This window comes from Microbacterium sp. GCM10027623, assembly GCF_042666935.1.
Lineage (GTDB): Bacteria > Actinomycetota > Actinomycetes > Actinomycetales > Microbacteriaceae > Microbacterium.
In genome coordinates this window covers 818,291-840,016 of the sequence record NZ_JBHTHE010000002.1, presented here as the reverse complement: position 1 = coordinate 840,016, position 21,726 = coordinate 818,291, and the positions used below count along the sequence as shown (strand labels likewise).

The window sequence follows — 21,726 nt, the reverse complement described above, 5'->3', positions numbered from 1 at the left end:
GGAACGCGTCGTTTCGGCACTCGGCCGCAGTGCTGGTAACATTGACTCTTGGCTTGCGTGTGGGTTCGTCCCTCACGACCGCTGTCGACGCCCTCTCTCGTCTGCAGCATCCGAACACTCATCCAGACAGAAAGCGTCCACACGTGGCAAACATCAAGTCGCAGATCAAGCGCAACAAGACCAACCTGAAGGCTCAGGAGCGCAACAAGGCCGTCAAGAGCGAACTGCGTACCCTCGTCCGCAAGACCCGCGAGGCCGTCAGCGCCGGCGACAAGGAGGCCGCTGAGGCCGCGCTCAAGGTCGCATCGGTCAAGCTCGACAAGGCCGTCAGCAAGGGCGTCGTGCACAAGAACCAGGCGAGCAACCGCAAGTCGGCCATCGCCAAGCAGGTCGCCGCTCTCTGAGCTCCGATCCTGTGAGAAAGGCCCGTCCCGTTCGCGGGGCGGGCCTTCTTCGTCGTGTCCAGGAGACGCCGGGATCCGGGCGAGGATCGAGTTGTCCACCGTCTCGGATTCTCTTCCTTTCTTCGTAGTTTTGTTCTGAACTGGCGGTATGGCCGAGGACGTCTCCACTCTCATCGAACGGCGCGTGGCGCTGTTGGATGCGTGGCGGGACAAGCAGAGGCAGATCGCGGTGCTGCAGGCCGAGGCGGCCGGATTACTGGCGCAGCGGTGGGCGTTGATGGAGGACGAGATCGCGGCGGCCCCGTTGCATCGGGAGGCGATTCACCGGTCGATGATTGCGGAGCATTCCGCTGCCGGGCGTGTGTCGACCGGGTCGATGGAGTTCGCGTTCGCCGACGCCCGGATGCTCGCCGAGGAGTTCCCCCCTCACCCGGGCTGCGTTCCAGGAGGGACGGGTCACGCCGGGGCATGTGCGGGAGATCATCCGGGAATCGGATGCCGTGCGTCAAGCGGTGCGCGAGGGCGCCGTCTCCCCCGACACGCTGGGCCTGTTTGAAGCGGCCGCGCTGGAAGTCGCCGAGCACGACACCCCCGCCCGCACCAGGGCCCACGCGCGCACCGTCGCTGCTGCCCTCGCCGGCCTCACAGTCGTGGAACGCCACACTCGCGCCCGCGACGAGCGCACGGTCACCGTCCGCTCCGTCGGCGACGGACTGGCGCTCCTGCAGGCAGTGCTGCCCGAACACCTCGCCATCGGGATCCTGGCCCGGCTCACCCAGATGGCCCGCCACCAGGCACAGCACCCCGAACACCGCACCCCGACCCTTCCCCCGCTGGCCCCGGAGCAGGCCGGGTGGGATGCCACAGAGGAGACCTTCGCAGAGGTCCAGCAGAACCGGCTCCTCGACGCGATCTTCGCCGGCGACACGTTCAGCACCGACCCTCTCCCCCGACAGGACGAGGACAACCTCGAAACCGAAACCGACGCCGACGCCGAAGCGGCCGCGCTCCGCGACGCCCACGCCACTCAAGCCGACCCGGCCACGGACCCGCGAACCCACAGATCGACGCTTCAGCGTCGACCATGCCGCACGGCGATGGCCAGCGCACCCTTCTGACCCGTACCGCATCCCGTCACCCCCGCGTCACCGCAGACCCGTACCGCTGAGCTCCGAGTCAGTGCACGTCCCCGAAAGGTTCGCGCGTGGCGATGACCGCGACCATGCGCTCAAGCGCGAAGATCGGGTCCCGCGAGGCGCCCTTGACCTCCGCATCCGCGCGGGCGGTGGCCTGGATGGCCATGCCCAGTGAGCGCTCGTTCCAGCCGGTGAGGTCACGACGGGCCCGGTCGACCTGCCAGTCCTTCATACCCAGGCGCTGCGCGAGCTGGCGGCTCGGCTCGCGGTTGCCCGCCACCCGTGCCATGGTGCGCAGCTTCATCGCGAACGCCGCGACCATCGGCACCGGGTCGGCACCGGACGCCAGCGCATGCCGCAGCGCGATCAGCGCTTCGCCGTAGCGCCCCGCGATCGCGGTGTCGGCGACGACGAACGCCGACACCTCGACGCGGCCGCCGTAGTACTTCGTGACGATCTCATCGGTGATGTCGCCCTCGACGTCGGCGATCAACTGCTGGCAGGCGGCGGCGAGTTCGGTGAGATCGTCCGCGAAGGCCGACGCGAGCGCGCGAAGTGCGGTGGGAGCGATTCGCTTGCGCGCCGCACTGAACTCCCCCGCCGCGAAGTCCACGCGGTCGCTGTCTCGCTTGACCGCAGCACACGGGATCTCGATACCGCCGCCCGTACCGGCGCGCACGGCATCCAGGAGCTTCTTCCCGCGCACACTGGCACCGGTGTGCCGCAGGATGACCGTTGCACCCTCCTGCGGATTCTCGACGTACTTCACCGCCTCCTGCAGGAATGCGTCGGAGCACTTCTCCACACCGGAGACGCGCACCAGCCGCGGTTCGCCGAACAACGACGGGGAGGTGAGTCCGAGAAGCGTCCCCGCCGCATAGTCGTCCGCGCGGATGTCGCTGACTTCGAGGGAGGGGTCTTCCGCTCTCAGGTACTCGCGGACGCCGGCGATGGCCCGCTCGGCCAGCACCTCCTCCGGACCCGAGACGAGCACGATCGGCGCCGGCCGAGGCTCACGCCAGGCCACCTGAGGGATCTTCGTCCCCTTGGCCGCCGCACCGCCGCGCGCGCCGGATCCACGGGCTGAAGAGCGAGGTGCGGCCATGGATCCAGCCTACCGGCGACCTCGACATCGCCGCCGTCTCACGGCGCCATCAGCGTGAGCATCGTGTTTCCGAGCCATCCACAGACAGGTGTCATGATCGTCCACCCGCACGATCGCCCTCACCTGCACAGGCTCATCCCCCTGCAGTGCCGGCTCCTCCAGCAGTGCGATGCGGAACTCGGCATCCGGATCCGAATCGACGTACGTGGTGTCGTGGATCTCGAAGGCACGCAGATCCCTGACCGCGATCGCGAGTCGTCTCTCTCCGTCCGCGACCGGCTTCGGCACGTCGATCAGCTCGTGGTCCTCGCAGACGAACGCCTCGATCGCCTCAGTGTCCCGGGCCTCCATCGCATCCGCGAGATCGTCGAACGCGGAATCCACGGCATCCGCCCGCACCTCCGGGGTGTCCAGAGTCGGCTGCGGAGCACACCCACTCGATGACACCAAGAGCGCTCCGGCCAGCACCATGAGCGCGACTCTCTTCTCGATCATCTTCCTCCTCCTTCTCTCCGGCTCTCATCCACTCTCCGTCGACGCGCGCGCCGTCCAGACGAGCAGCTCGTTCTCCCGCATCCCCAGCAGAATCAGTCCGCGCTCGTCGGTGCGCAGCGTCCGCGAGCCCTCGGCCGCCAGGAAGGCGAGCGTCTCGGCGCGCGGGTGCCCGTAATCGTTGTCTGCGCCCACGCCGATCAACGCGACCGGGGCGCGGGTTGCCGCGTACAGGCCCGGCTCCTGGTCGCCGCTGCCGTGATGGGCGACCTTGACCACGGCGAACGTCCCGCGCAGGCGCCCGGAGGAGAGCAGCATGCGCTGCGAGGCCGCGCCCAGGTCGCCCAGCAGCAGCGATCTCGGCACCCCACCGCCCGAGATCTCGAGCACGAGGCTGGCGTCGTTCCCCGACGGGAAGACCACCGGATCGGCGTCGGGCCAGACCACGCGCCAGCGAGCCTCCCCCAATGCACCCGACAGCCCGACGCTCGCATCCCGGAGCGTCGCACCCCCGGCGGCCAGATCCGCCAGCATCCGCCGCTCGTCGTCCTCGGAGATCGGCCCGTGCAGCACGGTGCCCACCGTCCCGACCAGGGCGGACACGCCGCCGACATGATCCAGATCGAAATGCGTGAGCACCAGCAGGTCGATGCGCGACACGCCCGTCTGCGAGAGGCATGATCGCAGAGCCTGCGGGTCCGGTCCGGTGTCGATGAGCGCCGTGCTCCCCGCCGACCGGATGAGCACCGCATCGCCCTGCCCGACGTCGCACATCGCGATCGCCCACTCCGCCGGAGTCGTCAACGGGGCGAGCGGACCGTTCAGCAGCATCCGTGACCCGCCGAATCCCAGTGCCACGAGCACGATGACGACGGATGCCGCGCGCAGCGTGCGTGACCGCGGCCTCACGAGCACGACCGTGAGCGCGGTGGAGAGCAGTCCCACCACCAGCGCGGCGACCGGCCCCGCCACCACCGCAACCGTCGCACCGGGCAGACCCGCACTGACAGTCGCCGTCACATCGATCCACGCGGCAGGCAACCAGGCCGCAGCCGTCAGCAGGTCCGCCACCGCCGGCGCAGCCGAAGTCAGGCAGGCCAGCAGGCCGATCACCGTCGCGATCGGTGCAGCAGGTGCGGCGATGAGATTCGCAGCGACCCCGACGAGCGACTGCTGGTCCGAGAACAGGGCGATGATCGGCCCGCACGCCACCTGCGCCGCCAGCGGCACCGACAGGGCGAGGGCCAGCGGCGCCGGCATCCATCGTCCGAGTCCGCGCAGCAGCGGTCGGGATAGCATCAGCAGCGCCGCTGTCGCCGCGGCCGACAGGGCGAAGCCCGGCGACGCGGCGAACCAGGGGTCCGCGATCAGCAGGCCGCAGACGGCCAGCGACAGCATGGCCAGCCCCGCGCTCGGACGCCCGAGCAGCACGCTGAGCATCGCCAGCGCAGCCATCACGGCTGCGCGCACCACACTGGCCTCGGGCGTCACGAGCACCACGAACGCGCCGAGGGCCAGCAGCGCCAGCAGCACCCTCAGGATGCGGCCGCCGCCCGCGATGGACACGAGCCAGTACACCGCGGCGACGACGATCATGCAGTTCGCCCCGCTCACCGCCGTGAGGTGGCTCAGTCCGGATGCGATCATCGCCGCGTTCAGCTGCTCGGAGACCGCGCGAGTGTCGCCGACGGCGAGGCCTGGGAGGAGACCCGCGCCGGGCTCGGGCAGCCGGGTGGCGCGGGCGACGAATTCCGCACGGGTGTTCGCGGCGACGGCGAGGACTCCGGATGCCGGGGCGACGATCTGCACGCGAGTGGCGAAGATCACCAGCCCTGCGTGCTCAGCCGGAGCGGTGCCCTTGGCCTGGCCCGTCACGCGCAGCACGGCGCCGAGGTCCGCGCCGTCGATCGGCTCCACCCCGACGCGCACCGGAGCGCTGAGCGCCTCCAGGGCTCCCGGCGCTCCGATCTCGGAGGTCTGCCCATCGAACCACAGACGTCCGTCTGATCCCACGGATGCCGACGACGACACCGTCACGACTGCTTCCACCGCCCGCCCGTCGGACTGCGCGAGCAGCGCCCGTTGCGGTTGTGCCGCGGCGACGCTCAGCCCCACAGCCGCGCAGCACAACAGGATCAGCACGACCAGTCCGTTCACCGGAGACCCGCTCGCCGAGTGGCGCGTCGCACGACGGGTGATGACCGCGAGAACGGCGCCCGCACCGCAGGCGGCCGCAAGCGGCAGGGCGAGCACGGGCAGCAGGATGCACAGCAGCGCCACGACCCACAGGATCACGGCCAGCAAGCTCGTGCGCAGGTCCTTCACACGCGCACCTTGTCCTGCAGTCCGGCGAGCAGCTTCTCCCCGATACCGGGAACCGCCAACAGGTCCTCGACCGCTCGGAACCGGCCGTTCTCCTCTCGCCACTCGAGGATGCGCTGCGCGAGCGCCGGTCCGATCCGCGGCAGCGTCTCCAGGTCTGCCTGCGTCGCGGCGTTGAGGTCGATCGTGCCGTCCGCGCCCACCGCCGAGGCGCCCGCCCCATCCGCCGCGGCCTTCTCACCCTGCACCGGGACGTCCACCTGCTCGCCGTCACTCAGCGGGCGTGCGAGATTCACCGCCCTCAGATCGGCGGTCTCGAGCGTGCCGCCGGCAGCGGCGAGGGCGTCGACCAGGCGAGCATCCGGGTCGAGGATGTACAGCCCGGGCCGCGCAACCTCTCCGAGGACATGCACATAGAGGCCGCCGGTACCGGGATCGGCCGTCACCACGCTGCCATCGCCACCGCGATCCAGTGCGATCGCCTCCGTCGGAGACGCCTGCCCGCGCAGGATTCCCCAGCCGACGGCCGCGGAGAGCACCACGAGACCCACCGTGATCGCGGCGCCGATGCCGAGCCTCAGACGCGGACGCGGCGGTGCGTCGTGATCTGTCGGTTCCGAAGCGGGCACGTCGTCACGCTACGCATCCGCGGCCGGGGACGACCCCCGCTCCCCGGTGGATGTGGAGAACTCCCCTGCGTCAGGCGGATGTGCAGGGATTCCGTGTCACGTGATCCCGCGTCACACGTATGGAGTCTGCGCGGTCAACCCTGTCAGGAGCGTTCGGCCGAGTCGCGAGGTAAGAGCGGGAACACCGGGTTTCAGGCGGCCCTCGGGCTGCGCCAAGCAGACCGCGGCTGGTCCCACCCGCCGCCGAACCGCACGACGGAAGGAGTGGGACATGACCAGCGAGGACAACGCCGAGGACGTGAGGGCAGAGGCCCTGCGCGATGTGGACACGCCTTCGGCCGAGACCGACGAAGAGGTGACGGTGCGCAGGCTCGCCGAGCGCGGTGTGTACTCGGCCACGCTCGCCGGACGGGAGATCGCGAGCCTCCTGTACCGCGAGGAGCCGGGTCTGATCGTCGTGCTCTCCACCGACGTCGACCCGGACTTCCGCGGTCGCGGCATCGCAGGCGATCTCATCGCCGATGCGCTCGACGACATCCGCTCACGCGGCATGAAGGTCGACGCGGTATGCCCGGTGGTCGCAGCCTTCATGGCGAGCAGCGTGCTGTTCTCCGACCTCGCGATCTGACAGCACGCCGCCCAGCCGCCTCAGCCCCTGACGGCGAAGTTCACGATCTTCGGGGCGCGCACGATCACCCGCACGATCTCCTTGCCCTGGAGCGCTCGCTGAACGCGCTCATCCGCACGCGCTGCCGCTTCCAGGTCGGCATCCGAGATGCCGACCGGCACGTCGATCGTGGCACGAACCTTGCCACCCACCTGCACGGCGGTCGTGACGGTGTCCTCCACGAGCAGCCTCGGGTCGGCATCCGGCCAGGGCACGGCGCTGACCGACGGAACATGCCCCAGTCGCTCCCACAGCTCCTCCGCGGTGTGCGGAGTGATCGGCTCCAGCATCAGGGCGACGGCCTCGGCGGCCTCGCGCACGGCGGGATCCGCCGCGCCGGCACCGCTGTCGATCGTCCTGCGAATGCCGTTCACCAGCTCCATCAGGCGTGCGACGAGCACGTTGAACTTGGTCTGCTCGAGCAGACCGGGTGCATCCGCGAGCAGACGGTGCGTCACGCGACGCAGGCCCGCGTCACCGGCCGCGGCGTCCGCACCGACCGGAGCCGCGGTCTCGTCTCCGACGCGCAGCACGCGAGCGAGGAACTTGTGGGCGCCCGAGATCGAGACGCCGTTCCACTCCTTGTCATCCTCCACCGGGCCGGCGAACGCCAGCCCCAGGCGCAGGGCGTCGGCGCCGTACTTGCCCAACAGGTCGGACAGTTCGACGAGGTTGCCCTTGCTCTTGGACATCTTCGCGCCGTCCATGATCACCATGCCCTGGTTGACCAGGTTGGAGAACGGTTCGTCGAAGTCGATCAGACCCATGTCGTGCAGCACCTTGGTGATGAACCGCGCGTACAGCAGGTGCAGGATGGCGTGCTCGACGCCCCCGAAGTAGCCGTCCACCGGCGCCCAGCGCTTCGCTTCCTCCGGATCGAAGGCGAAGCGGTCGCTGTTCGGAGAGAGGAAGCGCAGGAAGTACCAGGAGCTGTCCACGAACGTGTCCATGGTGTCGGTGTCGCGCAGCGCGGGCTCGCCGGACGCCGAGTCCACCGTGCGCACCCACGACTCGGCCGCACCCAGGGGCGAGGTGCCCTTGGGACGCAGATCCAGTCCCTCGACGCTCGGCAGCTGGACCGGCAGCCGGTCCTCGGCCACCGGAACGACCGATCCGTCCTGCAGGTGCAGCATCGGGATGGGGGTTCCCCAGAAGCGCTGTCGGGAGATCAGCCAGTCCCTCAGACGGAAGTTCTTCGCCGCGCGACCGGTGCCCGCCGACTCCATCCGCTCGATGGTGGCGGCGATCGCGGCCACCTTGTCGAGTCCGTCCAGCTCCCCCGAGCCGGTCATCCGGCCGTTGCCGACCAGCGCCGTGCCCGTGACGGCGGGATCCAGCTCCGCCAGATCGCCGCCCTCGTTCGCGCCCCCGGGGACCGTGGTGTCCACGACGACTCGCACCGGCAGGTCGAAGGCGCGCGCGAAGTCCAGGTCGCGCTGGTCGTGCGCAGGAACCGCCATGACGGCGCCGTGACCGTAGTCCGCCAGCACGTAGTCGGCCGCCCAGATCGGCAGCCTCTCGCCGTTGACGGGATTGATCGCGTAGCGCTCCAGAAAGACGCCGGTCTTGGGCCGGTCAGTGGACTGCCGCTCGATCTCGGTCTGCTTCTGCACCGTCTCCAGGTAGTCCTGGAAGCGCTGACGCACCTCGGGGGACGCGCCTGAGGCCAGCTCGGCTGCCAGGTCGGCGTCCGGGGCGACCACGAAGAAGGTGGCACCGTGCAGCGTGTCAGGACGGGTGGAGAAGACCGTCACCGGCTCGTCGCGCCCCTCGATGTGGAAGTCGACGTCGGCGCCGGTCGAGCGGCCGATCCAGTTCCGCTGCATCTGCAGCACCTTGTGCGGCCAGTGGCCCTCGAGACCGTCGAGGTCATCCAGCAGGCGGTCGGCGTATTCGGTGATCTTGAAGTACCACTGCGTGAGCTTCTTCTTCACGACCTCGGCGCCGCAGCGCTCGCACCGACCGTCGATGACCTGCTCGTTGGCCAGCACGGTCTGATCGTTGGGGCACCAGTTCACGGCGCTCTTCTTGCGGTACGCCAGGCCGCGCTCGTACAGCTTCAGGAACAGCCACTGGTTCCAGCGGTAGTACTCCGGGTCGGAGGTGTGCAGCACGCGCGACCAGTCGTAGGACATGCCGTAACCGCGGAAGCCGGCCTTGTGCTGGTCGATGTTCTTGTAGGTCCACTCGCGCGGGTCGGCACCCCGCTTGATGGCCGCGTTCTCGGCCGGCAGACCGAAGGAGTCCCAGCCGATCGGGTTCAGCACGTTGTGCCCGCGGTGCCGCCAGTACCGGGCGACGATGTCCGGGTACAGATAGTTGATCGCATGTCCCATGTGCAGGTCGCCCGACGGGTACGGGAACATGCCGAGGATGTACTTGCGCGGGCGGTCGTCCTCAGAGCCGCCGGCCCGGAACGTCTCGTGGTCGGCCCAGTACCCCTGCCACTTGCTCTGGATGTCGTGCGCGGACATCGCCGCGACGGACTCGGCGTGGGATTCTGACGAATGCTCGGACAAGGAACAGCCAATCTGACGGTGCGGGACGGCCCGGATATCGGGCCCCTCCAGGTTATCGCGTGTCTGTCGTGGCCGCCCACTCCGCGGGCACCCGGGCACCGAGGGCCGCCAGGGGCGCGCGGGCCTTCGTCGCGACCTCGGCCGTCTCCGCCTCCGGCTGTGAGAGCCAGGTGATCCCGCCTCCGGCGCCCACGTAAACGGTGTCGGGCGTGACGACGATCGAGCGGATGATCATGGCCAGGTCCACGCGGCCGTCGAGTCCGACATGTCCGAAGCATCCGGAGTAGACCCCGCGCGGACCGCGCTCGAGACCGTGCAGGATCGTGGTCGCCGACAGTTTGGGGGCTCCGGTCATGCTGCCGGCGGGGAACGCGGCATCCGCCAGGTCGCCGAAGCTCACGCCCGGACGCAGCCGCACGCTCACGGTGCTGACGAGCTGGTGGACCGCGGGATACGACTCCACTTCCCAGAGCCGCTCCACGGCGACCGTGCCCGGCACGCCGACACGGGAGAGATCGTTGCGCATGAGGTCGACGATCATGACGTTCTCGGCGCGCTCCTTGACATCCGTCCGCAGCTCTTCGGCAAGCCGGGCGTCGTCGCCGTCGTCGGAGCTGCGGGGACGGGTGCCCTTGATCGGACTGGTGGATGCCCGTCCGGCGACCACCGAGAGGAACCGCTCGGGACTGGCGCTGAGCAGCTGCTGCTCCCCGATCCGCAGGAATCCGCCGTGGTGCGCGGGCGTGGCCGCGCGCAACCGGCGGTAGACGTCCAGGGAGTCCACGGGAGGCTCGACCGAGAAGCGCGTCGTGAGACAGAGCTGATATGCGTCCCCGCGCTCGATGGCGGCACGGCAGTCCTGGATCAGACCCTGGTACTCCGCCACCCCGTGACGGGCGGACGCCTCGCGGACGACGTCGACACGGGAAGGGGGCGGCAGCGGACCGGCCTGCAATGCGGTGGTCACCTCGCCGTGCCACGCCGTCAGCTCGGCCGGATCCGCCAGGACGAATGCGCGCCCGGCGGCGTGATCCACGGCGATCGCGCGGGTGACGGCGATCCACGCGCCGCCCGGCGCGACACCGGTCGTCGGCGCGCCGAGAGCCGCCGCTCCCGATTCGTAGTCCAGCCACCCGACCCATCCGCCCGCGAACGGCAGCTCGCGCGTATGCGGATCCGAGGCCGTCAGCGCCACGGCGCGCACGGCGTCGGGGTCTGTCTCGATCCGACCGGCACCCAGGATGCTCCATCCCGCAGCGGCCTCCGGCCCCGCGTCCAGCCAGAACGCCGCGTCCTCCTGAGCGAAGAGCCGGACGAAGAGGAGCTCGGCGTCGGGGACGCCGTCCAGTGGCAGAGCGGAGAGCGGACGGGGTGCAGGCACGTTCACAGCGTAGGACCACGGCCGAGGCTCTACGCTCGTGGGGTGGACGACTTCGTGCTCTGGGCGATCGAGACGGTGCAGTCCGTCGATCCGGTCCTCCGCACCGCCCTGGCCGGCTTCGCGATGATGCTCGAGACCAGCATCCTGATCGGCCTGGTGGTGCCGGGCGACACGATCGTCCTGGTCGCGGCGATCGGTGTGAGCTCGTGGCTGCAGGGCGTCCTGCTGGGTGCGACCGTCGTCGTCGGCGCACTCCTCGGCGAATCGCTGGGCTTCTGGCTGGGACGCTGGGCGGGTCCGTACATCCGCGCGTCCTGGCTGGGCCGCCGCATCGGCGAGGAGCACTGGGCGCGCTCCGAGCGGTACCTGCTGCGCCGAGGCGGAATCGCCATCTTCCTGTCCCGGTTCCTGCCCGTGCTGCACTCCCTGGTGCCGCTGACGGTCGGCATGAGCGGCTACGCCTACCGCCGCTTCATGGCGTGGACACTGCCCGCCTGCGTGCTGTGGGCCTCGATCTATGTGGGTCTCGCTGCCGGTGCTGCGGGCAGCTTCAAGGAGCTCTCACAGCGGGTGCACTACGCCGGATACGTGTTCGTCGGCATCATCGTCGCGCTGCTGGTCGTGCTCCTGCTGGTGAAGAAGATCATCGCGAAGCGCGAGGAACGCCACATGTCGGATGAGCCGCGCTCGGAAGCGTGAAAGACTGAGGGGGATGTCCCCAGCCTCAGCGGCCAAGATCCACTGGTTCGCTCGTCTCGAGCACCGCTTCCACGTCTGGCGCGAGCGACGCGCCCGCCGACGGGGACGTTCGGCGACCGTCGTCCCCTTCCCGGGCTATGCCGGATCGGGCTGGGTGCGCGTGGTCGGCCGGGTGCTGATCGTCCCGCCGCCGTTGAAGAACTCGCGCGCCGAGGGTGCCGGGGTACGGGGTTGGCGGGCGTTCGTGAGCATCCCGGTCAGTTTCGCCTCCGTCCAGATTCACATCGGTGGCCGCACCCACGATGTGGTCGCCGACCGCGGCGGCGTGGTGGACACCGTCATCGACGCCGAGCTGGAACCCGGCTGGCAGACGTTCACCATGTCGGTCGAGGGACGCGAGCCGGTCGAGGCGACGGTGTTCGTCGTCGCCGAGGGCGAGCATTTCGGTGTGGTCTGCGACGTCGACGACACGGTCATGGTCACCGCGCTGCCGCGTCCCTTCGTCGCCGCCTGGAACTCCTTCGTGCTCGACGAGCATGCGCGCGCCCCCGTGCCCGGCATGGCCGTGCTGCTCGAGCAGCTGCGCCGCGATCACCCGGGCGCGCCGATGATCTATCTCTCCACCGGCGCCTGGAACATCGCTCCCACGCTGCGCCGGTTCCTCAGCCGCAACCTGTTCCCCGCAGGCGCGATGCTGCTCACCGACTGGGGGCCCACGCACGATCGCTGGTTCCGCAGCGGGCGCGAGCACAAGCTCAGCAACCTGCGTCGCTTGGCCGAGCAGTTCCCCGAGGTGCGCTGGCTGCTGATCGGCGACGACGGCCAGCACGATGAGGCGATCTACTCCCAGTTCCTCGAAGAACACCCGGATTCGGTCGCCGGAGTGGCCATCCGGCGCCTGCTGCCGGCTGAGGCCGTGCTCGCGGGTGGCCGCGCGTCGGCCGAGCACATCGGCGACGAGGCACCCTGGGTCAGTGCCGAGGACGGCGCCGGACTGCGCGATCGTCTCGGCGAAGTCGGCCTCATCGATCCGAAGGCATGACGACCTCGGACAGCGCGTCGAACGGCGCCCCGCTGACGCGCCCCGAATGGACCGAGCGCGCGGCACGGCACGAGGCTCGGGCGGACACTCTGACCGCGCAGCACCGGGAGCGCGCCGCACGCGGGGAGAAGCATCCCGTCTGGGACTTCCTGTTCACCTACTACGCGTACAAACCCGCGCTGCTGCGGCGCTGGCACCCAGGGGCGGGTGTCACCCTCGAGGAGGCCCCGGAGCGCGCCGGATGGCGCTGGTACTCCGCCGGCGGATCCCGCGACGCCGTGTTCCCCGACCGGACGCGGTTCCGTTCGGAGAAGCCGCAGCTCGCCGACCTGGTGGAACGGATGCTGCGCCGCACGGCATCGCGACCGGGTCAGTTCGGATGCTTCGGCCTGCACGAATGGGCCATGGTGTATCGCGCGGGTACGCATCGTCATGCGGTGCCGCTGCGGCTGGGACAGGCGGGGACGGATGCCGTCGTCGAGGCGAACGAGCTGCGCTGCACGCACTTCGACGCCTTCCGGTTCTTCACCGACGAGGCCGTGCCGCGCAACCGGTTGCCGCTGACGCGCGACTCGCAGCCGGATCTGGAGCAGCCGGGATGTCTGCATGCCGGCATGGACCTGTACCGGTGGGCGGTGAAGCTGGGGCCGCTCGTGCCCGGCGAGCTGCTCCTGGACTGTTTCGCGCTGGCGCGGGACATCCGCCTGCTCGACATGGAGGCCGCACCCTACGATCTGTCGGACTGGGACGTTCAGCCCGTGCGCATCGAGACCCCCGAGGGCAAGGCGGAGTACGTGCGCCGTCAGCGCGGGTTCGCCGAGCGCGGAGCCGCGCTGCGCGAGCGGCTGTTGGACGCGTGGCTGGGCTGACGCGACGCCGCGCCGGGTCGCCGCCCTCCTAGCCGGCCGCAGCCGAGTCCTCTGCGAGCTGCATGCGCAGGGCCATCACATGCTCGGCCGCGTCCTGCAGGCGCTCTGCCGGCAGAGCGCCTGCGTCGACGGCTGCGGCGAGGCCGGCAGCCATCTCGGCTGCGGTCTCCGCGGTGGAGCCGGCGACCATCAGCACCATGTCGTTGCCCGCAGCGATCGCGGAGACGGCGTTGGCGACCGGATCCCGGTAGGCGGCGACGCCCGACGAGCTCAGCATCCCGAGGTCGTCGGTGATCATCACGCCGCGGAAGCCCAGCTCGTCCCGGGCGATGGCGTGCCAGCGCGCGGAAAGCGACGCAGGGGCCGCATCGACGTCGGTGTAGGCGAGATGGCCGAACATCAGCAGCTCGGCCCCGGCATCGATCCCCGCGATGAACGGCTTCGCGTCCGCTACGCGCCACTGCGCGCGCGTCTCGCTGGTCGTCGGGATGCTGTGGTGCGAGTCACCGGGAGCCGCCCCATGTCCGGGAAAGTGCTTCAGGGTCGACAGCACGATGCCCTGCTCACCGTCCACGGCGGCCGACACCCGCTCCGACGCCGCCTCCGGGTCGGCGCCCAGTGCACGGGCCGAGATGAACGATGACGGTCCACGGGGCACATCGGCGACGATGCCGAAGTTCACGTTCGCTCCGGAGTCGGCCACGAGCTCCGCCCGCTGCGCGAAGACCTCCCGGGTGCGCGCGGCGTCCTCTGCCTGCAGCGCCCGCCCGCCGGGCAGCCCATCCCAGGGCAGTCGTGAGACGACGCCGCCCTCCTGGTCGATCGCGATCAGCGGCGGCAGGGCCGGATCCAGAGTCAGTGCGGCGGTGGCGGCCCTGACCTGGGCCGCGTCGTCGGAGATGTTCGCCCCCATCAGGATGAAGCCGCCCAGCGGCGCGCCGTGCGGTCCGGATGCCATGAAGGCGCGCAGCGCGGCGGGATCCGTCCCGCCCACGTGCCCCATGACGACGGATGCCGCCTGCTCGGCCGTGCTCATCCGGCCGACGGCGGCCACCGCCGGGTCGACGGTGGGCGTCGGCGCGGGTGTCCGGGCCGACCACGGCGCAGCGGTGGTCGGTGGCAGCTCCCGGTGCGGGCTCGCCGGGGTGCACGCCGCCAGCAGAACCACTGCCATCGCCGCCGTCACGGTCCCGCGGAGTGCTCGGCGCATGCGTGCCAGGCTACGCCGCGGTGCCTGCCGTCCTGCTGAGAGCCAGCTGCCGCTGCACGCCTTTGGCCGCGGCACGACCGGCCCGGTTGGCGCCGATCGTGCTCGCCGACGGGCCGTAGCCGACCAGCTGGATGCGCGGGTCGGCGACCGCCGTGGTGCCCCTGCCCTGCCTGTCCAACTGGATACCGCCGTGCGGACTGCGCAGACGCAGCGGCGCGAGGTGAGCGATCGCGGGACGGAAGCCCGTCGCCCAGAGGATCACGTCGACCGGCTCGAAGGAGCCGTCGGCCCAGCGCACCCCGTCCGGCTCGATGCGCTGGAACATCGGACGGGGAGCCGAGTAGGCCCCGAGCAGCTCCGCCTCCCGCTCCTGAGGACGCAGCATCAGCCCGGTGACGCTCACCACGCTCTCCGGCGGCAGCCCCTGCGCGACGCGCTTCTCGACCAGGGCGACGGCGGCCGCACCCGCTTCCGGAGTGAAGTCATCGGTTCGCCACACCGGCGGGCGACGCGTCGCCCAGAGAGTGTCGGTGACGGGTGCGAGCGCGCCGAGGAACTGCACGGCGGATGCGCCTCCGCCGACGACCAGCACCCGCTTGCCGCGGAAATGATCGGGTCCGGGGTAGTCCACGGTGTGCAGCTGTTCGCCCAGGAACGTCTCCATGCCCGGGTAGTGCGGCAGGAAGGGGGAAGACCAGGTGCCGGTCGCGTTGACGAGCGTCCGAGCGCGCCACTGCCCGGCATCCGCGTGCACCACCAGGAGCCCCTCTTCGTCCGTGACGCGCGACACGACGATCGGCCGGATGACGGGCAGCGCGTGTGCGCGCTCGTACTCCGCGAAGGTCGCTGGCACCGCCTGATTGGCGCGCAGCGTCGTGCGCGCGGGCGGTGCCCCGTCCGGCAGTTCCGCGACGCCGTGGACGTCGAGCATGGTGAGTGCATCCCAGCGGTGCTGCCAGGCACCCCCGGCGTGATCGTTCGCATCGAGGACGAGGTGCTCGATGCCGAGTCGCTTCAGATGGTAGGACGCCGACAGGCCGGCCTGGCCTGCTCCGATGACGACGCTCTCGAGGATGCTCACGCCATCGATCAACGTCGGCACCACCGGGGATGTTCCGGGTTGGGTACTCTGAAGGACAAGCGACCGGCGGGACGACCCGGCGGAGAGATCACACGCAGGGACGGCCCCGCAGATTCGGCGCCGCCCGTGCGACACTCGACTCCCACCGTCACACTCGTCCTGACCCCGACCGCCATCTCCCGCCTGCTCCTGGGCTGGGCCTCGGTTCTGCTCGTCTCCCTCCTCCGTCCCGCACTGGCGGGTCCGCTGCCGTTGTGGCTGCTCTGGCTGGTCCTCGCCGGCATCGTGGCGGTGATCGTCGCCAGCGCCTTCGGCGTGGTGACCGAGGCGGAACACCTTGCGCGCCGCCTCGGAGACCCCTACGGCACACTGGTGCTCACCCTGTCGATCGCCGCCATCGAGGTGATCCTCATCTCGGCGGTCATGCTCGGGCCCGGTGAGCACCCCACGATCGCCCGCGATTCCGTGATGGCGGTGTCGATGATCATCCTGAACCTGGTGATCGGCGTCGCGCTGGTGGTGGGCGGGATGCGCCATGCGCGCCTGCGGGCGAACCCCACCGGCGTCTCGTCGTATCTGGGGATGCTGATCGCGCTGCTTTCCGTCGCATTCGCGTTCCCGGCGCTGATCGGCACGCGCGGCGCCTACACCCCAGCCCAATCCGTCGTCGTGATCGTGCTCACGATCGCCCTCTACGGGTTCTTCCTCATCCGGCAGATGGGCGCGCAGCGCGCAGACTTCCAGGAGGTCGCCGAGACTCCGCCGGCGAGGTCTCCGCGTGATCCCGCACACGGCGCCGGTGGGGCGGTGCTGCGGCGGCAGCGCCCTGAGCTCATCGCGCGCAGCGCGCTGCTGGTCGCGATGGTGCTGCCGATCGTCCTGCTCTCGCACGACATGGCGACGCTGCTCGACGAGGCTCTGGCGCACGCCGGAGCGCCCGTGGCGCTGTCCGGCGTCCTGATCGCTCTGATCGTGTTCCTGCCCGAGACGATCACGACGATCCGCGCCGCAGCGCTCGGTGAGATGCAGCGGGTGAGCAACCTCTGCCATGGGGCGCTGGTCTCCACGGCGGGTCTGACGATCCCCGCGGTGCTGGTGATCGGGCTGCTCGCCGACAGACCCGTGCTGCTGGCCGAGACCCCGGTCGACCTGCTGCTGCTCGGCATGACGCTGCTGCTGACGCTCGCGACCTTCACCGCGCGCAGACTCACGCCGCTGCACGGGGCGGTGCACCTGTTCGTCTTCGCGCTGTACGCGATGAGCGTGTTCGCCTGAGCGGGCCCAGCGGCTGGAGACGGGTGCTCGCCCCCCGCAGTATTCTGACTCACGAAGCTCGACGAGACAGGAAGGTCGTGATTCGCCCCGCGGGTCCTGGTGTCCCATGCCGGAGAAGATCGACGTCAAGAAGTCCCTCGACTGCTACCGGGCGCCGCGAGGCGCCTTCCGCCTCGTCGACGTTCCCGACCTGCAGTACCTGATGATCGACGGGCACGGCGACCCGAACATCTCTCCCGCTTACGCGGGGGCGCTGGCCGCACTGTACCCGGTGGCCTACAAGCTGAAGTTCCTCAGCAGACAGGAGCTCGGCCGCGATTACGTCGTCCCGCCACTGGAAGGGCTCTGGTGGGCGGAGGATATGGACAGTTTCACCGTGGCACGGGACAAGTCGCGCTGGCAGTGGACGATGATGCTGATGGTCCCGGACTGGCTGGACCGTCGTCACGTCCACCACGCCGTGGAGCAGGCCGGAGCGAAGAACCCACCCGCCCGCATCGACGACATCCGCTTCGAGGTGCTGTCCGAAGGACGGTGCGTTCAGACCCTCCACGTCGGTCCGTACGACGAGGAGGGTCCGCTCCTGGAGCGCATGCACGGCGCGTTCATCCCGCAGAACGGCCTGCGGGTCACCGGCAGACACCATGAGATCTATCTCAGCGATGCCCGAAGGACCGCGCCGGAGAGGTTGCGCACGATTCTTCGACAGCCGGTGACGGAGCCGTGATCGGAAGATGGTGGACCTGAGGGGACTCGAACCCCTGACCCCCTGCATGCCATGCAGGTGCGCTACCAGCTGCGCCACAGGCCCATCTCGTGCCGGACCGGAGCCGCGGCAACCTGTAAAGCATACTACGGGCGTTCGAACCATCGCCAATCGGGGCCGGCCGCCGGGAGTGTCGCGGCAGGAGTCCGACCGGATAGCGTGGGCGGGCGCCGCCGTCAACCGGCTGCACGGCGGTCGCGGACTCGCGTAGGTTCGCGTCATCCGCTACAAAAGGAGCCGACCATGTCGAACCCCACACCCAACTTCCTGCCGCAGGACCCCGACACCGACCCCGAGGTCGATGCCGGAACTCGCGAAGTCGACGGAGAGCAGGTGCTCGATCCGGACACCGATCCCGACCAGGTCGACAGCGCTACGGCCGACCGGCTCGCCGCCGGGGCCGATGAGGATGCCGACGCCGAGGGCAGCCTCGACGGCGACTGACGGAGCTACTCCCCCGACACCCGCTCGGTGAGTTCGATCGGGATGACCGGGCAGTCCTTCCAGAGCCGCTCGAGCCCGTAGTACACGCGCTCCTCGGCGTGGAAGACATGCACGATGAGGTCGCCGAAGTCCAGCAGAACCCAGCGCGCCTCGGCGCGCCCCTCACGGCGCACGCGCTTGTGTCCGGCTTCGACGAGCCGGTCCTCGATCTCGTCGGCGATGGCGGCGACGTTGCGTTCGCTGCTGCCGGTGACGAGAAGGAACACATCCACCAGGGGCAGCGGTTCCGAGACGTTGAGCGCGATCAGATCCTCGCCGCCCTTCGAATCGGCCGCGTCGGCGGCGATCTGGAGCATCTCGATCGCGTTCTCAGGGGATTGCATCAGCCGAAGACTCCTGTGGTGGAGGCGATGATCAGCGTGGCAGCCAGCGCGAGCGCGAGTCCGCCGGCGACGATCGCCAGTGTGAGCATGAGTTTGTTGCCCTTGTCGGGTGCCGGGGGACGGATGACCTCGCCGGCGGACTTGGACGTGCTGACCGCGGAGCTTGCCGCGATCGGCGTGGGAGAGGACGCCGGCGCGAGTTCGCCGTCCAGAAGCACGGCGTCGGCATCCCTGCCGTCCGTCGTGCCGTGCGCGTGACCGTGAGACCCGATGCCGTCGGGAAGCGCGTAGGTGCCGGTGATCAGCAGCTCGCCGGTCGACGCGATCGGGCCGGAGAGGGACCCGGCGCCCGAGGAGGGCGTGAAGATCAGGGCGGTGGACGCGGAATGCTGCGATCCCGATGACGATCCGCCCTCGAGCAGATCGTCGAACAGCGCGCCGGCCGGCTTCTCGGGTTTGACACCGAGTCCGAATGCCGCGCCGACCACCGGGCGCTCAGCGGTGACGACCTCCACCTCGTCGCTCGTGTGCTCGGCATCCGAGCCGGCCGCCTCGGCGTCCGGCGTCACCGCATGATCGGGGGAAGCCTCGTCGGAGGGCCCTTCGAAGATCTCCGCGACCTGGTCGCGATCGGTGCCCGCATCGAACACGGGCACGGCGGAGACGAGCTCGTCCGAGGACTGCGGCTCGACGGGGCGGGACGCCGGCTCCACGGGCTGCCGCTGTGCCACCGACTCGTCGGCGAGGGGGTGCGCGATCTCGACGACCGGCTCCGGCTCGACGACGGGGGCCTCAGACTCGACCACTGCGTGCGCCGGCTCGGCATCGGGCGCGTCCACGGCCTGCGGCTCGGCCGCGGAGTCACCGGCCTGCTCCTCCCCTGCAGCCCGCAGATGCTCGAGAGCGCGCATCTGGCGGCGCGTCAGCGGAGCGTCCGATTCCGTCACCTCGACGTCGGGGACGGGAGCGATCTCCACAGGCTCCGCGGCGCGCGGAAGGACCGTCGACGGCTGTGCCGCGGCTGCCGGCTCCTCTCCCGTGATGACCGGCGTCGAACCGGTCAGGCGGATCTCGCGCAGCTGCTTGCGCGTGAGCTGGCCGTGTCCGTTCTGATCCGATGTGCTCATGCCTTGCTCCGATACAGATGATGCTTTGCGATGTACTGGACGACCCCGTCCGGCACCAGGTACCAGACGGGCTGCCCGTCTGCGACCCGTTCCCGACACGCCGTCGACGAGATCGTCAGCGCCGGGACCTCGAGCTGGCTCACCTTGTCGGTGGGCAAGCCGTCGGTGCTCAGCACGTGTCCGGGTCGGGAGACCGCGACGAAATGCGCGAGTTCCCAGAGCTCATCATGGTCCCTCCAGCTGACGATCTGCGCAACGGCATCCGCACCCGTGATGAAGAACAGCTCCGCATCGGGCCGCTGCGCCTTCAGATCACGCAGGGTGTCGATCGTGTAGGTGGGACCGTCGCGGTCGATGTCGACGCGGCTCGTGGTGAAACCGGGGTTGGATGCCGTGGCGATCACCGTCATCAGATAGCGATGCTCACTGGGGGACACATTCTGCTTCTGCCAGGGTTCGCCCGTGGGCACGAAGACGACCTCGTCGAGATCGAAGGAGTGCGCCACCTCACTGGCAGCGACCAGGTGACCATGGTGGATGGGGTCGAAAGTGCCACCCATCACGCCGATGCGCGGTGCCCGAGCGGTGGAATCCTGCATGCGCGCCTAGTGGCCGTGGCCGTCCCTGCCGTGCTTCCGGGCGTATGCCTCAGCCTTCGCGGAGTGACGGTTGGCGACATTGCGGTACGACAGCGTCACCAGGCCCATCAGGGCGAAGATGCCAGCGGCGATGAGGCCGAAGATCAGCGTGTCCGCCGCCACGTTGCCGTGGTGCTCGGCTTCCGCTGCGGCCATCGCGATCTGAGCGACGAGGTTCATTCTGGCTCCGTTTCTGAGCGGTCAAGCAAACGCCTCACCAGTCTAGTCCTCACGCCCGGGTCTGACCTGACCCTCGGGCCACCCATTTCGTGCTGGTCAGCTCGGAAACGCCCATCGGCCCGCGAGTGTGCAGCTTCTGCGTCGAGATCGCCACTTCCGCCCCGAAGCCGAACTCCGCTCCGTCAGTGAAGCGCGTCGAGGCGTTGGCCATCACCACCGCCGAGTCGACCTCGGCGAGGAAGCGCTCCGCGTTGCGCGAATCGGTCGTGATGATCGACTCCGTGTGACCCGTGCTGTACCGACGGATGTGCGCCAGTGCGTCATCGAGGGTGTCGACGACCTTCATCGCGATGTCGAGGCTGAGGTACTCGGTCGACCAGTCCTCCTCCGTGGCGGGGATCACGTTCGAGACGAGACCGGCGACCATGTCGTCGCCGTGCACGGCGACGCCCTCGCTCTGCAGCGCACTGGCGACGACGGGCACCAGCAGCGGCGCGGCCTGGCGCAGCACCAGCACGGTCTCCACCGCGTTGCAGACGCTCGGGCGCTGCACCTTCGCGTTCACCACGATGTCGCGGGCCCAGTCCAGCGGCGCCGACTCGTCCAGGACGATGTGCACCACTCCCGCACCGGTCTCGATCACCGGCACCGTCGATTCGGTCACCACCGTCTCGATGAGCGCTGCGCTGCCGCGCGGCACCAGCACATCGACGAATCCCCGTCCATGCATGAGGGCTCTCGCACCGTCGCGCCCGAAGTCGTCCACGGTCTGGATCGCCTCGGGGTCGACGCCGACCGAGTCGAGCGCGCCGCGCATGACCTCGACCAGCACGGTGTTCGAGGAGCGAGCCGCGCTGCCGCCGCGCAGCACAGCGGCATTGCCCGCCCGCAGGGCGAGGGCGGCGATGTCGACTGTGACGTTGGGACGCGCCTCGTAGATGGCGCCCACCACGCCGAAGGGGACGCGCACCTTCTCGAGGGTGACGCCGTTCGGCATCCGGTGTCCGCCGATGATCTGTCCGATCGGGTCCGGCAGCAGCGCGACATCGCGGACCGCGGATGCCAACGACGCCACCCGGACCCCATCCAGGCGCAGCCTGTCGATGAGAGCATCGCCGATGTCGGCGTCCCGACCGCGCTCGATGTCGAGGGCGTTCGCCGCGACGATCCGCTCGACGTTCGCGTCGATGGCGGCGGCGATCGCCAGCAGGGCGTCGGTGCGGGCGCTGCTGGTGAGCTGCGCGACGGACCGCGAAGCCTCCTTGGCCCTAACCAGACGATCCTGCGGCGTCTCAGCGGAATCAGCGGGCTGGGCGGGCGGGTCGACGACAGGGGTGCTCATCCGGTCAGTGTATCG

22 protein-coding genes and 1 tRNA gene are annotated in these 21,726 nt (G+C 69.8%); 9 read left to right on the top strand and 14 right to left on the bottom strand.

The genetic code is table 11. From position 1 onward, the window contains the following. Positions 1-143: 143 nt before the first annotated feature. Positions 144-404: a 30S ribosomal protein S20 gene (rpsT, locus tag ACFQY2_RS11370; RefSeq protein ID WP_378745917.1), complete on the top strand. Its 261-nt coding sequence runs from the start codon at positions 144-146 to the stop codon at positions 402-404. A 470-nt stretch (positions 405-874) separates the two neighbouring features. After that, positions 875-1,522 carry a hypothetical protein gene (locus tag ACFQY2_RS11365; protein WP_378745916.1) on the top strand — a complete coding sequence of 216 codons (648 nt, stop codon included), beginning with the start codon at positions 875-877 and terminating at the stop codon, positions 1,520-1,522. 58 nt (positions 1,523-1,580) lie between these two features. Here the strand turns inward: ACFQY2_RS11365 and holA are convergent, their stop codons facing one another. From holA to ACFQY2_RS11345, 4 genes are read right to left on the bottom strand one after another with little or no spacing between them, the layout of a single operon-like run. Further along, positions 1,581-2,645: a DNA polymerase III subunit delta gene (holA, locus tag ACFQY2_RS11360; RefSeq protein ID WP_378745915.1), complete on the bottom strand. Its 1,065-nt coding sequence runs from the start codon at positions 2,643-2,645 to the stop codon at positions 1,581-1,583. Between the two features lie 9 nt (positions 2,646-2,654). Further along, positions 2,655-3,140, bottom strand: coding sequence for a hypothetical protein (locus ACFQY2_RS11355; protein WP_378745914.1), 486 nt, complete (start codon positions 3,138-3,140; stop codon positions 2,655-2,657). Between the two features lie 24 nt (positions 3,141-3,164). After that, the gene (locus tag ACFQY2_RS11350; protein ID WP_378745913.1) at positions 3,165-5,462 is read right to left on the bottom strand and encodes a ComEC/Rec2 family competence protein; all 2,298 of its coding nucleotides are present in this window, start codon (positions 5,460-5,462) and stop codon (positions 3,165-3,167) included. Beyond that, entirely contained in the window at positions 5,459-6,088 is a 630-nt protein-coding gene (locus ACFQY2_RS11345; RefSeq protein ID WP_378745912.1) for a helix-hairpin-helix domain-containing protein, read from the bottom strand. Before ACFQY2_RS11345 ends, ACFQY2_RS11350 begins: the two co-directional genes overlap by 4 nt. A gap of 271 nt (positions 6,089-6,359) precedes the next feature. Between ACFQY2_RS11345 and ACFQY2_RS11340 the strand changes: the two genes are divergently transcribed. Continuing rightward, complete coding sequence (locus ACFQY2_RS11340; RefSeq protein ID WP_378745911.1) at positions 6,360-6,716, top strand: GNAT family N-acetyltransferase; 357 nt, start codon at positions 6,360-6,362, stop codon at positions 6,714-6,716. 20 nt (positions 6,717-6,736) lie between these two features. Here ACFQY2_RS11340 and leuS read toward each other — a convergent pair whose 3' ends face one another. Then, the gene (gene leuS / locus ACFQY2_RS11335) at positions 6,737-9,310 is read right to left on the bottom strand and encodes a leucine--tRNA ligase (protein WP_378746163.1); all 2,574 of its coding nucleotides are present in this window, start codon (positions 9,308-9,310) and stop codon (positions 6,737-6,739) included. Between the two features lie 16 nt (positions 9,311-9,326). After that, entirely contained in the window at positions 9,327-10,655 is a 1,329-nt protein-coding gene (locus ACFQY2_RS11330) for an anthranilate synthase component I family protein (protein ID WP_378745909.1), read from the bottom strand. Positions 10,656-10,697: 42 nt separating this feature from the next. On the opposite strand from ACFQY2_RS11330, the gene ACFQY2_RS11325 reads away from it, so the two are divergent. From ACFQY2_RS11325 to ACFQY2_RS11315, 3 genes are read left to right on the top strand one after another with little or no spacing between them, the layout of a single operon-like run. Next, positions 10,698-11,354: a DedA family protein gene (locus tag ACFQY2_RS11325; RefSeq protein WP_378745908.1), complete on the top strand. Its 657-nt coding sequence runs from the start codon at positions 10,698-10,700 to the stop codon at positions 11,352-11,354. A gap of 13 nt (positions 11,355-11,367) precedes the next feature. Next, positions 11,368-12,396, top strand: coding sequence for an App1 family protein (locus ACFQY2_RS11320; RefSeq protein WP_378745907.1), 1,029 nt, complete (start codon positions 11,368-11,370; stop codon positions 12,394-12,396). Then, positions 12,393-13,265 (top strand): 3-methyladenine DNA glycosylase, encoded by an 873-nt coding sequence (locus tag ACFQY2_RS11315; RefSeq protein ID WP_378745906.1) that lies wholly within the window; start codon positions 12,393-12,395, stop codon positions 13,263-13,265. Before ACFQY2_RS11320 ends, ACFQY2_RS11315 begins: the two co-directional genes overlap by 4 nt. A gap of 28 nt (positions 13,266-13,293) precedes the next feature. On the opposite strand, the gene ACFQY2_RS11310 is transcribed toward ACFQY2_RS11315, so the two are convergent. Both ACFQY2_RS11310 and ACFQY2_RS11305 read right to left on the bottom strand, forming a co-directional pair. Then, the gene (locus ACFQY2_RS11310) at positions 13,294-14,475 is read right to left on the bottom strand and encodes a glycoside hydrolase family 3 N-terminal domain-containing protein (RefSeq protein WP_378745905.1); all 1,182 of its coding nucleotides are present in this window, start codon (positions 14,473-14,475) and stop codon (positions 13,294-13,296) included. Between the two features lie 10 nt (positions 14,476-14,485). Then, a complete protein-coding gene (locus ACFQY2_RS11305) occupies positions 14,486-15,556 on the bottom strand; it encodes an NAD(P)-binding domain-containing protein (RefSeq protein WP_378745904.1) in 1,071 nt (356 codons plus the stop codon). A 126-nt stretch (positions 15,557-15,682) separates the two neighbouring features. On the opposite strand from ACFQY2_RS11305, the gene ACFQY2_RS11300 reads away from it, so the two are divergent. Together ACFQY2_RS11300 and ACFQY2_RS11295 are read left to right on the top strand one after the other, a co-directional pair. Then, a complete protein-coding gene (locus tag ACFQY2_RS11300) occupies positions 15,683-16,831 on the top strand; it encodes a calcium:proton antiporter (protein WP_378745903.1) in 1,149 nt (382 codons plus the stop codon). Positions 16,832-16,937: 106 nt separating this feature from the next. Then, positions 16,938-17,558, top strand: a complete 621-nt coding sequence (locus ACFQY2_RS11295) for a GyrI-like domain-containing protein (protein WP_378745901.1) — start codon at positions 16,938-16,940, stop codon at positions 17,556-17,558. An 8-nt stretch (positions 17,559-17,566) separates the two neighbouring features. On the opposite strand, the gene ACFQY2_RS11290 is transcribed toward ACFQY2_RS11295, so the two are convergent. Further along, positions 17,567-17,642: transfer RNA gene (locus ACFQY2_RS11290), tRNA-Ala, on the bottom strand. A gap of 198 nt (positions 17,643-17,840) precedes the next feature. Here ACFQY2_RS11290 and ACFQY2_RS11285 point away from each other — a divergent pair. After that, the gene (locus tag ACFQY2_RS11285) at positions 17,841-18,041 is read left to right on the top strand and encodes a hypothetical protein (protein ID WP_378745900.1); all 201 of its coding nucleotides are present in this window, start codon (positions 17,841-17,843) and stop codon (positions 18,039-18,041) included. A gap of 5 nt (positions 18,042-18,046) precedes the next feature. Here the strand turns inward: ACFQY2_RS11285 and rsfS are convergent, their stop codons facing one another. Genes rsfS through ACFQY2_RS11260 form a run of 5 tightly spaced genes read right to left on the bottom strand, consistent with a single transcriptional unit; the run spans position 18,047 to position 21,711 of the window. Further along, positions 18,047-18,424, bottom strand: a complete 378-nt coding sequence (gene rsfS / locus ACFQY2_RS11280) for a ribosome silencing factor (RefSeq protein WP_378745899.1) — start codon at positions 18,422-18,424, stop codon at positions 18,047-18,049. Further along, positions 18,424-19,551, bottom strand: coding sequence for a hypothetical protein (locus ACFQY2_RS11275; protein ID WP_378745898.1), 1,128 nt, complete (start codon positions 19,549-19,551; stop codon positions 18,424-18,426). Before ACFQY2_RS11275 ends, rsfS begins: the two co-directional genes overlap by 1 nt. After that, positions 19,548-20,150 carry a nicotinate-nucleotide adenylyltransferase gene (nadD, locus tag ACFQY2_RS11270; RefSeq protein WP_378745896.1) on the bottom strand — a complete coding sequence of 201 codons (603 nt, stop codon included), beginning with the start codon at positions 20,148-20,150 and terminating at the stop codon, positions 19,548-19,550. Before nadD ends, ACFQY2_RS11275 begins: the two co-directional genes overlap by 4 nt. Positions 20,151-20,156: 6 nt before the next feature. Then, positions 20,157-20,369, bottom strand: a complete 213-nt coding sequence (locus tag ACFQY2_RS11265; RefSeq protein ID WP_378745895.1) for a hypothetical protein — start codon at positions 20,367-20,369, stop codon at positions 20,157-20,159. 49 nt (positions 20,370-20,418) lie between these two features. Then, entirely contained in the window at positions 20,419-21,711 is a 1,293-nt protein-coding gene (locus tag ACFQY2_RS11260) for a glutamate-5-semialdehyde dehydrogenase (RefSeq protein WP_378745894.1), read from the bottom strand. Between the last annotated feature and the right edge of the window lie 15 nt (positions 21,712-21,726).